The sequence below is a fragment of the Mycobacterium sp. genome (genome assembly GCF_049647605.1).
Taxonomy (GTDB): domain Bacteria; phylum Actinomycetota; class Actinomycetes; order Mycobacteriales; family Mycobacteriaceae; genus Mycobacterium.
Genome location: NZ_JBARXZ010000079.1, coordinates 1 through 13,380 on the forward strand (window position 1 = coordinate 1; position 13,380 = coordinate 13,380).

The 13,380-nt window shown below is 66.5% G+C and carries 17 protein-coding genes; 11 read left to right on the top strand and 6 right to left on the bottom strand.

Annotated elements, in window-relative coordinates; all coding sequences use genetic code 11:
- The first annotated feature begins 175 nt into the window (after positions 1-175).
- From WBB07_RS09905 to WBB07_RS09915, 3 genes are read left to right on the top strand one after another with little or no spacing between them, the layout of a single operon-like run.
- Positions 176-382: an SRPBCC family protein gene (locus WBB07_RS09905; RefSeq protein ID WP_526307124.1), complete on the top strand. Its 207-nt coding sequence runs from the start codon at positions 176-178 to the stop codon at positions 380-382.
- Between the two features lie 11 nt (positions 383-393).
- Positions 394-1,188, top strand: coding sequence for an acyl-CoA thioesterase (locus tag WBB07_RS09910; RefSeq protein ID WP_526307126.1), 795 nt, complete (start codon positions 394-396; stop codon positions 1,186-1,188).
- Between the two features lie 49 nt (positions 1,189-1,237).
- A complete protein-coding gene (locus tag WBB07_RS09915) occupies positions 1,238-2,257 on the top strand; it encodes an iron-containing redox enzyme family protein (protein WP_526307127.1) in 1,020 nt (339 codons plus the stop codon).
- Between the two features lie 6 nt (positions 2,258-2,263).
- On the opposite strand, the gene WBB07_RS09920 is transcribed toward WBB07_RS09915, so the two are convergent.
- Entirely contained in the window at positions 2,264-2,464 is a 201-nt protein-coding gene (locus tag WBB07_RS09920) for a CDGSH iron-sulfur domain-containing protein (RefSeq protein WP_526307129.1), read from the bottom strand.
- Positions 2,461-3,153, bottom strand: a complete 693-nt coding sequence (locus WBB07_RS09925; RefSeq protein ID WP_526307131.1) for a HemK2/MTQ2 family protein methyltransferase — start codon at positions 3,151-3,153, stop codon at positions 2,461-2,463. The genes WBB07_RS09920 and WBB07_RS09925 overlap by 4 nt, the downstream gene beginning before the upstream one ends.
- Positions 3,154-3,311: 158 nt before the next feature.
- Between WBB07_RS09925 and WBB07_RS09930 the strand changes: the two genes are divergently transcribed.
- Positions 3,312-3,509 carry a three-helix bundle dimerization domain-containing protein gene (locus WBB07_RS09930; RefSeq protein WP_526307133.1) on the top strand — a complete coding sequence of 66 codons (198 nt, stop codon included), beginning with the start codon at positions 3,312-3,314 and terminating at the stop codon, positions 3,507-3,509.
- A 1-nt stretch (position 3,510) separates the two neighbouring features.
- On the opposite strand, the gene WBB07_RS09935 is transcribed toward WBB07_RS09930, so the two are convergent.
- From WBB07_RS09935 to WBB07_RS09945, 3 genes are read right to left on the bottom strand one after another with little or no spacing between them, the layout of a single operon-like run.
- Entirely contained in the window at positions 3,511-3,678 is a 168-nt protein-coding gene (locus WBB07_RS09935) for a hypothetical protein (protein ID WP_526307135.1), read from the bottom strand.
- Between the two features lie 18 nt (positions 3,679-3,696).
- Positions 3,697-4,683 carry an LLM class F420-dependent oxidoreductase gene (locus tag WBB07_RS09940; protein ID WP_526307137.1) on the bottom strand — a complete coding sequence of 329 codons (987 nt, stop codon included), beginning with the start codon at positions 4,681-4,683 and terminating at the stop codon, positions 3,697-3,699.
- 37 nt (positions 4,684-4,720) lie between these two features.
- Complete coding sequence (locus WBB07_RS09945; protein ID WP_526307139.1) at positions 4,721-5,185, bottom strand: GatB/YqeY domain-containing protein; 465 nt, start codon at positions 5,183-5,185, stop codon at positions 4,721-4,723.
- Between the two features lie 96 nt (positions 5,186-5,281).
- Here WBB07_RS09945 and WBB07_RS09950 point away from each other — a divergent pair, with 96 nt between their 5' ends.
- Genes WBB07_RS09950 through WBB07_RS09970 form a run of 5 tightly spaced genes read left to right on the top strand, consistent with a single transcriptional unit; the run spans position 5,282 to position 10,586 of the window.
- Positions 5,282-6,490, top strand: coding sequence for a DUF7847 domain-containing protein (locus tag WBB07_RS09950; RefSeq protein WP_526307141.1), 1,209 nt, complete (start codon positions 5,282-5,284; stop codon positions 6,488-6,490).
- A gap of 13 nt (positions 6,491-6,503) precedes the next feature.
- Positions 6,504-7,154 (top strand): DUF4129 domain-containing protein, encoded by a 651-nt coding sequence (locus tag WBB07_RS09955; RefSeq protein WP_526307143.1) that lies wholly within the window; start codon positions 6,504-6,506, stop codon positions 7,152-7,154.
- Entirely contained in the window at positions 7,136-8,299 is a 1,164-nt protein-coding gene (locus tag WBB07_RS09960; protein ID WP_526307145.1) for a DUF4350 domain-containing protein, read from the top strand. The genes WBB07_RS09955 and WBB07_RS09960 overlap by 19 nt, the downstream gene beginning before the upstream one ends.
- Positions 8,296-9,264 carry an AAA family ATPase gene (locus tag WBB07_RS09965; RefSeq protein WP_526307147.1) on the top strand — a complete coding sequence of 323 codons (969 nt, stop codon included), beginning with the start codon at positions 8,296-8,298 and terminating at the stop codon, positions 9,262-9,264. The genes WBB07_RS09960 and WBB07_RS09965 overlap by 4 nt, the downstream gene beginning before the upstream one ends.
- Positions 9,264-10,586 carry a DUF58 domain-containing protein gene (locus WBB07_RS09970; RefSeq protein ID WP_526307149.1) on the top strand — a complete coding sequence of 441 codons (1,323 nt, stop codon included), beginning with the start codon at positions 9,264-9,266 and terminating at the stop codon, positions 10,584-10,586. The genes WBB07_RS09965 and WBB07_RS09970 overlap by 1 nt, the downstream gene beginning before the upstream one ends.
- A gap of 113 nt (positions 10,587-10,699) precedes the next feature.
- Here the strand turns inward: WBB07_RS09970 and WBB07_RS09975 are convergent, their stop codons facing one another.
- Positions 10,700-11,692, bottom strand: coding sequence for a stage II sporulation protein M (locus tag WBB07_RS09975; protein WP_526307150.1), 993 nt, complete (start codon positions 11,690-11,692; stop codon positions 10,700-10,702).
- Between the two features lie 33 nt (positions 11,693-11,725).
- Here WBB07_RS09975 and WBB07_RS09980 point away from each other — a divergent pair, with 33 nt between their 5' ends.
- Together WBB07_RS09980 and WBB07_RS09985 are read left to right on the top strand one after the other, a co-directional pair.
- Entirely contained in the window at positions 11,726-12,694 is a 969-nt protein-coding gene (locus tag WBB07_RS09980) for an RDD family protein (protein ID WP_526307243.1), read from the top strand.
- Between the two features lie 94 nt (positions 12,695-12,788).
- Complete coding sequence (locus WBB07_RS09985; RefSeq protein WP_526307152.1) at positions 12,789-13,358, top strand: TetR/AcrR family transcriptional regulator; 570 nt, start codon at positions 12,789-12,791, stop codon at positions 13,356-13,358.
- Positions 13,359-13,380 lie beyond the last annotated feature (22 nt).

Here is a 13,380-nt window from a genome sequence, read left to right on the forward strand (position 1 = left end):
CCCCCAAAAAAACGGGCTCGCTCGTCAGTTACACCGTTACAGATAACACTGTGTTCCTCGTAGATCCCGCGCATTCAAACGCACCTCGGTAACTGTCTTACACACAGCTATTACCGTTACAGATAACTTCCGTTGGGATGCCCCCGATGACACCGGGGCCGGCTACTCGTTCTACGTGTATGAGGCCAGCGCCCCGTTGTTTCGCCGTTTCGGGGAGGATTACGTCCTGACACCCGACGGCGACGGCACCCTGTTCGACTGGACCGTGGCCATCGAACCCAAGAGCGCGCTACGGATGCCGCTACAGGCGTTGGCACCGGTGATCAGGTCCGTTTTCGGCCGGATGGCGGCCGACGCGCAGCGGTATTTCGCCGATAGCTAAGGTCACCTCGTATGACGGGCGCCACGAAATGCTGGATCGGCGAGCTGTTGTCGTTCGAGCGGGACGGTGACGTGTTCGTGGTGCGAGATCCAGCCGGTGGCCGCGGTGAGCGGCTGTTCGGGGGGATGATCGCCGCACAGGCCCTCGGCGCCGCGGGTGCCACGGTCGAGCCGGACAAGTTGCCCCAGTCCCTGCACGCGTACTTCGTTCGGGGTGGCAAATTCGGGGTGCCATTGCACTTCGAGGTGGAGCGCACTCGCGATGGCCGCTCGTTCGACACTCGGCGTGTGACCGCGGTCCAGGAGGGCAAAGCCATCCTGGAGATGATCGCGTCGTTCCACCGACCCGAGGCCGGAGCCGACTGGCATCCGCCCGCGCCGGCCCCGATCGACCTCGACACCGCCCAGCTGTGGGATTCCAGACTGGCGATCGCCGAGCATCTGGAGATCCGTACCGCGCCGTCGGACCCGTCGGCGTTTGCGGTGCCACCGTACTGGGTCAGGTTCCGCGACGTGATTGCCGACGACGCCCTGCACCGCGCCTGTGCGTTGACGTTCGTTTCGGACCTGGGGCCCGTCCCCGCCGCCCGCCCCCCGGGAACGCTGCTGCGGCCCGGTGCCGGATATGCGGCCAGTCTGGATCATTCGGTGTGGTTCCATCGTCCCTTCCACCCGGCGAGCTGGCACCGCTATGAGGTGAATCCGGTCAACAACAACGACAATCGCGGCTTGGTCGTGGGGTCGATGTACAGCCAGGATGGTGCACTGGTCGCGAGCATGACGCAGGAAGCGTTGTGGCGGGTGTGACATCGCCGGGAATGGTTTCCGACCGGTAGCGACGGGTATCTGTTCAACCGTGCCCCCAACCGCGCCCCTGACAGAACCTCACCTCCCCGTTGCCGCTGGGCCGCTGTCGGCCACGGTGCTCGAGGTGTTGGGTGGCCGCCCGCAGCGCCGGCACATCGCCAGGATTGCCGCGCCGGTCACCGATTCGGATCCGTGGGGCATCGATCTGCAGCTGGCGCTCTACATCTGCTACGAATTGCACTATCGGGGTTTCCAGGCCGTCGACGCCGGCTGGGAGTGGAATCCGGGTCTGTTGCACTTGCGGGCACAGCTGGAGAGCGCGTTTCTGGACGCGGTGACCTCTGAGGTCGGCTCGCTGGAAGAGGATTCGACGGCGACGGCGGTCATGGACAAGATCTCGGTCGAGCCGGCCGACGGTGCCGGGCCGTCGTATTTCTTGCGGGACAAGGGAACCTGGGAGCAGGCCCGCGAGTATTTTGTGCACCGGTCGCTGTACCACCTGAAGGAAGCCGATCCGCACGCATGGGCGATTCCGCGGCTGCGTGGACAAGCCAAAGCTTCCTTCGTCGCAGTGGAATTCGATGAATACGGCGGTGGCCGCGGCGAGCACGTCCACCAGGAATTGTTCGCCGATCTCTTGACCGCCGCCCATCTCGATGCCAGCTACCTCGGCTATCTCGATCATGTTCCGGCGCAAGCGCTGTCAGTGGTGAACTTGATGTCGATGTTCGGACTGCACCGTGAACTCCGCGGCGCGGCAGTCGGCCATTTTGCCGCGACAGAGATCACCTCACCCCCAGGTTCCGCCCGCCTGGTCGAAGGCCTCGAGCGTCTCGGCGCTCCGGCACCGTGCGTACGGTTCTACCGCGAACACGTCGAGGCGGACGCCGTCCACGAGCAAGTGGTTCGTACCGATGTGGTGGGCGAATTGATCCGTATGGAGCCACATCTCGAGCGTGACGTCATCTTCGGCATCCACGCCTTCTCGGTGGTCGAAGACCACTTGGCGGAGCTGTTGATGTCGGACTGGACCGCCGGCCGCTCGACGCTGCGCCGCCCCGTGGACTGAGCAGGTTCAGGCCGGCGGCCGGGCCGTCCGCCGGTGGCTGGTGTCGCACAACGGGTAGGTCCGGCTGCGCCTGCAGGTACAGATCGCCACCATGAATCGATCTGACTCCACAGTGCTGCCGTCGGGCATCTCGATCCTCAGCGGCCCCTGCACCATGACCGGCCCTTTGGGGACGATCCGGACCCGACGGGGTTCGGCGTCGTTCATTGCTTGTACGCCCTGATCACGACCAACTCCTCACAGCGATGCCCGACCGGCAGCCGGCCGGTCGCTTCCAGCCACGACGCCTGCGCCGTCAACACTGGACCGAACGGAATAGACTGCCGGGCAACGATATCGGTATGCAGACCGGATCGGCACAACGCGTTCACGGTCTGGTCCACACCGGCGAATTCGGACTGCACCAACAGCATCGAGCCGCCGTCGGCCAGCAGGTCTGCGGCGATGTCACACAGCGGGTCGATCACCCTTCGTCCGTCATCACCACCATCCCAGGACCACATCGGGTCGGTATCGGACCGAAAGGACAGATCCACGGTCGTCGGGTTGGGCACATAGGGCGGATTCACCACCACAACGTCGTACGGGCCATGCTCGAGAGCCTCGGTGAACATGCCGTGGCGGACGGTGACGTCCACCTCCGCGGCCTGGGCGTTGTGGCGTGCGCATTGCACTGCGTCGAATGAGATGTCCCAAGCGCTCACGGATTGAGCTCCCAGCTGCGCGGCGGCGATAGCCACGACGCCGCTGCCGGTGCACAGGTCCACCACACGGCGCCCCACAACCACGGTGGCGCGCTCCATCGTCTCGACCAAGAGATGCGAATCTTCTTGCGGCCGATACACATCGGGGGTAGCCAGCAGGGTGTGGCCCACCTCGGGCAGAGTTGCAGTCACGGTGGCCTTCCATCAGACGGGCGAACACAGTGCGCACCCGATGTTTGTATCCGCCGACAACAGATGCCCCGTTTCGCCGCCGTTAAACCGCGCCATCAAAGTAGATCTGTGATGGACACCTCGTTGACGCACGGTTACCCGCCGGGAAATCTTGAGCGGTGCCAAAGAAGAGTGAGCAGGATCTGCTACGCGAGATCGAGCTCCGCCTCATCGATGTCTTCACCGAGCTGGACCCGCAGAGCATTTCCAGCACCATCGGACAGGCCCACGCCCAGTTCCACCAGAGCACCATCCGCGATTTTGTGCCATTGCTGGTCGAGCGCCGGGCACGGCGCGCACTGACGGCGCTGTCCTAGCTCAATCCGGTGGTTCCTGGGCCCCCTGGTCGGCGGCATCCGGAGCGACTTCTTCCGGAGCGACTTCACCGCGCCTATTGGGTTTCCGGGAGCCCGGACTGTCCTTGTCGGGCACGCCCTTGACTTCGTGTGGACTCGTCGCAATGCGCAGGCTGTGCTCATCGGTCATGACGGTCTCCTCGATTCATCATGCTGCTGCGGAACGCAACGCGGTCAGCAGCGGCTCGGCGGCTTCCCTGAAGAACTGTTCCTGCTGGTCGCCGCCGATCTGGATCAGGGCGATATCGGTGAACCCGGCCTTCCAATAGGCACTCACGGCGTCGACGATCGCGTCGAGATCAGGGCCGCAGGGGATGCCGGCGGCGACATCCTCGGGACGGACGAACTGGGTCGCCCCGGCAAAGCCGGCGGTGGTGGGCAGGTCCGCGTTCACGGCCCAGCCGCCACTGAACCAGCGGAACTGCTGGTGGGCCCGTTCGATGGCGGCGTCTCGGCTGGGATCCCAGCACACCGGTATCTGCCCCACGACCCGCCCGAATCCGGGCAACCCGGTAGCCTGCCTGGCCCGATGCCAGGCGCGGACCCGTTCGGCGTCGGGCTGCACTTCGATCAGGTGGTCGGCCAGCGCGGCGAAGTTGTCGAGCGCGCGGTCCCCGGTGATCGAGATACCGATACCGATGGGCATCTCCGGGATGTCCCAGATGCGGGCCGAATCCACCTGGAAATACTCGCCGCGCCAGTCGACCAGCGTGCCGGTCCAGAGTTCCCGGATGAGATGCACGGCCTCGACGAGCATGTCCTGGCGTGTCTGCAGGCTGGGCCATCCCGTTCCGACGATGTGCTCGTTGAGGCTTTCCCCACTTCCGAGGCCCAATGTGAACCGGCCGTCCGCGAGGATCTGCACGGTTGCGGCCTGCTGGGCGACGATCGCCGGGTGGTAGCGAATGGTCGGGCAGGTGACGTAGGAGTACAGGTCGACGTGCTCGGTCGCGTGTGCGACGGCCCCGAGGACTACCCAGGCGTTCGGGGCGTGGCCTTGCGCCGCCAGCCACGGCGAGAAGTGGTCACTGCACACTTCGAAGTCGAAACCCGCCGTCTCTGCGGAAATGGCATGCCGGACAAGCTCTTTGGGACCCGCTTGCTCGGTCATCAGGGTGTATCCGAACCGCGTCATGATGGTCGGATACCCCGGCCCGCGGCGGGCCAACCGCCTAGAGTCGGTCCTTCACGGCGGCAGCGACCCGCGCCCCGTCGGCCTTTCCAGCGACGATCGCGTTGGCCGCCTTCATCACCAGACCCAGCTGTCGGGGGCCCGGCCGTTCGCCGAGCTCCTCGGCGACCTGGGCGATGGCGGTGTCGGCCGCATGGGCCACTTCGTCGTCGTCGAGTTGAGTCGGCAGGTACTCCTCGATCACCTCGGCTTCGGCCCGTTCGTTGGCAGCCAGCTCACCTCGACCGTTGGTGACGTAGATCTGCGCTGCTTCGCCTCGCTTCTTCGACTCCCGGGTGAGCACCTTGAGCACCTCGGCATCGGAGAGTTCGCGCGCCTGTCTACCGGCAACCTCTTCGGTTTGGATGGCCGCCAGCAGCATCCGCAGGGTGGCGACGCGCAACGTGTCCCGTGCCTTCATCGCTGCAGTGAGGTCCGACCGTAACCGCGCTTTGAGCTCAGCCATGGTCTCGACGCTACGCGCCGAGCTCGTATCGTTGTCATTTCCAGGGCTCATCGACAGGATGGTTGACATGAGTAGCAACGACGGGCGGACTCGCGGGTGACCCAGCCTCCGAGCGGATCCGGCTGGCCGCCGCCCGAAAATCCGCAGCAGGGATATCCGCCGCCGGGCAATCCGTCACCGTACGGATATCCCCCGCCGCAGTATCCGCAGCAGGGCTACCCCCCACCGGGATATCCGCAGCACGGGTATCCGCCCCCGGGGTACCCACAGCACGGCCATCCCCAAGCCGGGTATCCGCCGCCCGGGTACCCCTATCCCCCCGGATATCCGGGACTGCCGCCGGTCGCGATGCAGCCGGGCGTGATCCCGCTGCGCCCGCTCACCCTCGGGGACATCTTCAACGGCGCGGTCCGCTACATCCGGGCAAATCTGAAGGCGACGCTGGGGCTGACGGCCGCCGTCGTCATCATCACGCAGGTCATCGGGCTGATCATGCAGGTCGGCCCGCTGGCGCTGATGGGAAACCTGGACGCGCTCTACAGTCCCGGCGCCTCGGATGCGGCGATGCTCAGTTCGGCCGCCGGCAGTGGCGTCGCGACGCTCATGCAGGCGTTTGCCGCGGTGGTCCTGTCCGGCATGTTGACCGTGGTAGTCGGTCGGGCGGTGTTCGGATCGTCCATCACGATCGGCGAAGCCTGGTCCAGGATCCGGGATCGGATCCTGCCGCTGCTCGGGCTGGCGTTGCTGGAGCTGCTCGGTTTGGTGCTGATCGTCGGCATCATCGTCGCGATCATCACGGTCTTGGCGGTTGCCGTGGGTGCGGGCGCCGCTGTCATCGTCGGAATTCCGCTGGGCATCGGCGGCATCGTGGGGCTGGTCTATCTGGCTACCATGCTGTCCTTTGCACCGGTGTCGGTGGTGCTGGAACGGATGCCCGTCATCGCGTCGATCAAGCGCTCGTTCGCGTTGATCCGTAACGACTTCCTGCGGGTTTTTGGTATCCGCGCATTGGCCGGGATCGTCGTGTGGGCCGTCACGATGGCTATCGGGATGCCGTTCGCGCTGGGACAGTTGGTCGCCGGCGGCGATTCCACCTCGGCGATCCTGTTCGGCGCGGTGTCGGCGACTGTCGGCGTCATCATCGCCCAGATCATCACCACACCGTTCACCGCGGGGGTGGTGGTCCTGCTCTACACCGATCGACGCATCCGCGCCGAGGCATTCGACCTGGTGTTGCGCACCGGAGCGGCCGGTGGCCCGGCCACCACCGAATCAACCGACAACTTGTGGCTGGTCCGACGCTGAGGAGACGACCACCGTGCCACCGGTAGACATCGACCGCGACGCCGCCCGTGAAGCCGCAGAGAACGAGCTCAACAAAGCCATCTACCCGAAGGCCTCGTTGAACGATCTCATCAGTGGCTGGATCGATGACCTGATCTACCGCATCGTCACCAATGGTTCGATGGTGCCGGGGGGCTGGTTCACCATCATGGTGCTGTTGCTCATCGCCGTAGCCGTCGCTGTGGTGGCGGTCCGGATCGCCCGGAAGGCGATGCGCACCAATCGCGGTGGCGACCACCAGTTGTTCGGGCCGGCTGAACTGACTGCCGGCGGATACCGGGAGCTGGCACAGCAGTGCGCGGCGCGGGGCGATTGGGCGGCAGCCATCCGGCACCGGCTGCGGGCTGTCGCACGCCATCTCGAAGAGGTCGGGATGCTGGCGGCGATCCCCGGCCGTACAGCCAATGAGCTGGCCCGCGACGCAGGCGCCTCACTCCCCCAGCTGACCGCCGAATTCATGGCCGCGGCAACCGCTTTCAACGATGTCACCTACGGCGGCCGACCGGGAACCCACATCGCATATCAGAAGATCAGCGATCTGGACGACCACCTGCGCACCAATTCTGCGGTCCCGGCGTCAGCGCCGACCCCCGCGGCGGCTTCCGGATGGGCGGACCCGCGGTGACGTCGACGTCCACATCGACTGCGCCGAGTCTGAAGAGCCGGTGGCGCACCTGGCGCTGGGTCGGTGCGGTGCTCGTGGTCATCGTGGTGCTGGCCACCGCAGTCGCGTGGTTGTCGGCACCGCGCCCGGGCGGGCGGATGGATCCGAGCGCGACATCCCCGAACGGCGCGCACGCGCTGGTCGAGCTGTTGCGTGATCGCGGTGTCGAGGTGATCGTCGCCGACACCGTGGCCGAGGCAGCGCAGGCGGCGCGACCCGATTCGCTGATCCTGATCGCGCAGACGAACTACATGGCCGACGAGGCGCTGCTGCGCCGACTGGCCGACGCGCCGGGTGACCGGCTGGTGGTGGAGCCCACCTCCCGAACCCGCGAAATTCTGGCCCCGCAGGTCCAAGTGGCCCCGACTGCAACCTATGGCGGCGAGCCCAACTGCGATCTGCCGGAGGCCACCCGTGCCGGCAGCGCACAATTCGGCCCCACCGACACCTATGAGGCGGCCGACGATTCCTCGGTGGATCTCACCCGCTGCTACTCGGGTGCGGTGGTCCGTTACTCCGACGACGGCCGCACCGTCACCGTGGCCAGTACGGCCAACTTCATGACCAATTCGACACTGCTACATGAAGGCAACGCCGCGCTGGCGATGAATCTCGCCGGCGCCTCACCTCGACTCGTCTGGTATGCACCTCAGCGGATCGAAGGTGAGAGCTCCAGTTCGGCAACGATATTCGACTTGATCCCCGAACAGGTCGACTGGATCGTCTGGCAGCTGTGGCTGGTGGTGGGACTGGTCGCGCTGTGGAAGGGGCGGCGCTTGGGTCCGCTGGTGCCAGAGCGCCTCCCGGTGGTGGTACGTGCCTCGGAGACCGTTGAGGGACGCGGCCGGCTGTACCGGTCCCGGCGGGCCCGTGACCAGGCCGCCGAGGCGCTGCGCACCGCAACCCTGCAGCGCCTGACACCCCGACTGGGGCTGGGCGCCCGCACCGCGCCGGCCACGGTGGTGCAGGCCGTCGCGCAGCACACCGCCACCGATCCGAATACCGTCCACCACACTCTGTTCGGGCCCACCCCGGCCTCGGACGACGACCTGATGTTCCTTGCCCGTGCTCTCGACGACATCGAAAGGCAGGTCACCCACTCGTGACGCAGCCCGCTACCGCCACTTCAGAATCCGCACGCACCGCACTGCTCGCGCTGCGCAACGAAATCGCCAAGGCTGTCGTCGGTCAAGACGCTGTGGTCAGTGGCCTCGTCATCGCGCTGCTGTGCCGGGGCCACGTGCTCCTGGAAGGTGTTCCCGGCGTGGCGAAGACGCTGCTGGTCCGGGCCCTGGCCGCGGCGTTGCAACTGGAGTTCAAACGGGTGCAGTTCACCCCTGACCTGATGCCCGGCGATATCACCGGATCGTTGATCTACGACGCGCGCACGGCGGAGTTCGAATTCCGGCAGGGTCCGGTGTTCACCAACCTGATGCTCGCCGACGAGATCAACCGGACACCACCCAAGACGCAGGCCGCACTGTTGGAAGCGATGGAGGAGCGTCAGGTCAGTGTGGACGGGGACCCCCGTGCGCTTCCGGATCCGTTCATCGTCGCCGCAACCCAGAACCCCATCGAGTACGAGGGCACCTATCAGTTGCCCGAGGCCCAGCTGGACCGGTTCCTGCTGAAGCTGAATGTTCCACTGCCGCCACGCAATCAGGAGGTCGCGATCCTGAGCCGTCATGCGCACGGCTTCGATCCCCGCGATCTGTCGGCGATCAAACCTGTCGCCACCATCGAGGACCTGATCGCCGCTCGGGAAGCGACCCGCCAGGTGATGGTTGCCGACGAAGTCCTGGGCTACATCGTCGACATCGTGGGGGCCACCCGGCAGTCGCCGGCACTGCAGCTGGGCGTTTCACCACGCGGGTCGACGGCGCTGCTCGGCACCGCGCGTTCGTGGGCGTGGCTGTCGGGCCGCAACTACGTCACCCCCGACGACGTCAAGGCGATGGCGCGCCCCACCCTGCGGCACCGGGTGGCGCTGCGGCCCGAGGCCGAACTCGAGGGCGCCACGCCGGACGGCGTACTCGACGGGATCCTGTCGGCCGTGCCGGTGCCGCGGTAATGATCCTGACCGGCAGGACGGGGCTGGTGGCGCTGGTCTGCGTATTGCCGGTCGCGGTGGCACCTTGGCCGGCAGCGGCTTTTGCCGTGTTGTTCGCGATTCTGGCGGCAGCCGTCGTTGTTGACATCACCCTGGCGGCGAGCACCCGGTCGCTGCAGTTCACCCGGTCCGGGGACACGTCGGCGCGCTTGGGCGAACCGGTGCAGGTGGAGCTCTCGGTGCACAATTGCGGTACCAAAACCTTTCGTGGCGTGGTCCGCGACGCCTGGGCGCCCAGCACGCGGGCGCAACCGCGCTCCCATGAGGTGAACATCGATCCGCGACAACAGGTGCGGGTGCAGACCGCGCTACATCCGATGCGGCGTGGTGACCAGCTCTCGGCGATGGTGACGGCCCGGTCCGTCGGGCCTCTCGGCCTGGCCGGCCGGCAGAGTTCACATCGAGTGCCGTGGACGGTGCGGATCCTGCCGCCCTTCCTGTCCCGTAAACACCTGCCGTCGCGGTTGGCGAAGTTGCGGGAGCTCGACGGGATGATCCCGGTCCTGATCCGCGGCCAGGGAACCGAATTCGACTCGCTGCGTGAGTATGTCGTCGGCGATGATGTGCGGTCCATCGACTGGCGCGCCACGGCACGCCGCCACGATGTGGTGGTCCGCACCTGGCGGCCCGAGCGCGACCGGCGGGTGGTGATCGTGGTCGACACCGGCCGCACCTCCGCCGGCAGGGTCGGTGTCGACCCCACCTCGAGCGACCCGGGAGGCTGGCCACGACTGGACTGGTCCTTGGATGCTGCGCTGTTGTTGGCGGCATTGGCATCCCGCGCCGGGGATCGCGTGGATTTCCTGGCCCACGACCGGACCACCCGCGCCGCCGTCGTCGGCGCATCCCGTACCGAGTTGCTGGCGCAGCTGGTGGACGTGATGGCCCCGCTGGAACCGACACTGATCGAATCAGATTCAGCTGCAATGGTTGCCGCGATCCAGCGTCGGGTCCGCAGCCGCGCACTGGTGGTGTTGCTCACCGAGCTGAACGCGTCGGCTCTCGACGAGGGCCTGCTGCCCGTGCTGCCCCAGCTGGCATCCCGGCATCAGGTGATCGTGGCCGCGGTCTCCGATCCCCGGGTCGACGAGTTGGCCGGCGGCCGCTCCGATGCCGCTGCCGTGTACGACGCCGCCGCGGCCGAGAAGTCCCGCAACGATCGGCGGTCCATCGCATCCCGGCTGCGCCGCAGCGGCGTCGAGGTCGTCGATGCGTTGCCCGAGGAGCTGGCACCTGCGCTGGCGGATCGTTACCTGGCGATGAAGGCGACCGGCAAGCTCTGAACTCTCCCCGGCGCCAATTCTCTGCGCGATTTTCCCCGGCGAGCAGACGCAGACTCGGGTTCGAGAGCCTCAAATCACCCGGGTTTGCGACTGCTCGCGGTCAGAAGTGGGGACTAGGCAGTGGGTACCACATCGGGTTTGTCGTCGACGTCACCGGTCGCTCCGGCCTGCACCGCCTTGCGGCCGAAGTACACGATGTAGGCCAGGAAGGCGATCTCGGCCAGCACGCCGATTGTGATGCGCACAAAGGTCGGGAACGGCGACGGCGTTACAAACGCTTCGATGAGTCCCGAGATCAGCAGTACCACCACCAGTCCCACCGCGACGCTGACCACAGCCCGGCCCTGTTCGGCCAGCACCTGACCACGCGGCCGGTTCCCCGGTGATATCACCGACCACCCCAACCGCATCCCGGCCGCGGCCGCCAGGAACACCGCCGTGAGCTCCAGCAGCCCGTGCGGGGCGAGCAATCCGAGGAAGACGTCACCTTTGCCGTGGTAGAACATCAGCCCGCCGGAGACTCCTAGGTTGGCGGCGTTCTGGAACAGCACATACGGGATCGGAATCCCCAGCAAGACAGCAAATCCGATGCACTGGGCGGCCACCCAGGAGTTGTTCACCCACACGCGCAGCGCAAATGAGCCGGCGGGATTCTCGCTGTAGTAGGACGCGAACTGACTGTTGACCAGTTCGTCGATCTCGGTCGGAGTGCCTACGGCGGCCTGCACCTCGGGGTTGAGAGCCACCCAGAAGCCGATGATCGCGGCCACCACAAAGAATGCCACCGCCGATCCAAGCCACCAGCGCCACGCGCGGTAGGCGACCACCGGGAACGACACCGTCCAGAACCGGGCGAATTCGCTCCACAACGGGGCATGAGCGCCGGTGACTGCGGCCCGGGCGCGGGCCACCAGTGTGGACAACCGCCCCACCAGCACCGAGTCGGTCGATGACGAACGCAGCATCGACAGGTGGGTGGACACGCGCTGGTAGAGCTCCACCAGTTCGTCGATTTCGGCTCCGGTCAGGTTCCGGCGCCTCTTGACCAGAATTTCCAGACGATCCCACGTGGGCCGATGAGCGAGCACAAACGCATCGACATCCACCCGACGGAGTCTAGTAGCGTCGCCAGCGTGGCAATGTTCAGCTCACCCCAGACCGCGGCGCAGGATCCCGGTTCCGTGGTCACCGGTGACGCGGTGGTCCTGGACGTGCAGCTGGCGCAGTTGCCGGTCCGGGCGGTGGGGGCGCTGATCGACATCGTGGTGATGTTTGTCGGCTATCTTCTCGGCCTGATGCTGTGGGCTGCGACGCTGGCTGACTACGACCCGGCGTTGTCAGCTGCCGTGATGATCATTTTCACCGTGCTGGTCCTGCTCGGTTACCCGTTGGCTTTCGAAACCGCCACCCGGGGGCGTTCCCTGGGCAAGATGGCGATGGGCCTGCGAGTGGTGTCCGAGGACGGCAGCCCGGAACGCTTCCGCCAGGCGTTGTTTCGTTCGCTGTCCGCGGTGATCGAGATCTGGCTGATGTTCGGTGGCCCCGCGGTGATCTGCAGCCTGGTCTCGCCGAAGGGCAAGCGCATCGGTGACGTGTTCGCCGGCACCGTGGTGATCAGCGAGCGCGGACCCAAGCTCAGCCCGCCGCCGCCGATGCCCCCCAATCTCGCGTGGTGGGCGGCCTCACTACAGCTGTCCGGACTGGGTACCGAACAGGCCGAGTTGGCCCGGCAGTTCCTGTCGCGCGCTCCACACCTCGACTCGGCCCTGCGTGATCAGATGGCCTATCGCATCGCCGGAGAGGTCCTGGCCCGCATCTCGCCACCACCACCTCCCGGCACTCCACCGCAATATGTGCTGGCTGCGGTACTGGCCGAGCGGCATCGTCGCGAACTCGACCGGCTCGCGCGGCGTGCTGGTCCGCCGGCACCGCCGATGCCTGCTCCGGCCTGGCCGGTGGCCCCGTGGCCACCGCCTCAACAGCCTGCCATCTTCCAACAGCCTGCCGCCTTCCAACAGGCACGGCCACCGCAACCTCCACCTCCGTCGACGCAGCAGCCTTCGGCGGCACCCTCGCGGGAGCCCGACGGCTTCACGCCGCCTGTTTGAGCTGCCGCCACCCCAATTCCACCCGAGGTACCCAATACCTTCATTGTGGGACATCTCTGTCTCATTATGGGGAAAATGTGCTACGTTTTGATGCGTGAGTGTTGAGTCAATCGAGGGCGGTCCGCGGGGGCGGACGCGTAAGGCGATCATCGATGCCGCCATGACGGTGCTGGCCGAGAACCCGGCCGCGCCGCTCAGCGATATCGCTGCCGCCGCCGCGGTCGGCCGCAGCACGCTGCACCGTTACTTCCCCGAGCGGGCCGACCTGATCCGCGCGCTTGCCCTGCATGTGCACGAGCTCAGCAATGCCGCGATCAACGAAGCCGAGCCCGAGTGCGGGTCGCCGCTGGCGGCACTGCGCCGAGTGGTGGAAGGGCAGCTGGAGCTGGGACCCATCGTGGTCTACGTCTTCACCGAACCGATCGTCAACGCCGACACCGAACTCATGGCCCACCTCGACACCGGGGATGAGGTCATCGCGGAGATGCTGGCCAAGGTGTCCACCCAACCGGACACCGCGCCACCCGGGTGGGCGCGCCGGGCGTTCTGGGCGCTACTCAATGCCGGCTATCAAGCCGCCAAAGAGGACGGCACCCCCAAACACCGAATCGTCGACGCCATCATGGCCACCCTCACCGAGGGCACCATCCGGTCCACGAACTAGCGCCGTCTCGGCTCTGTCTCGA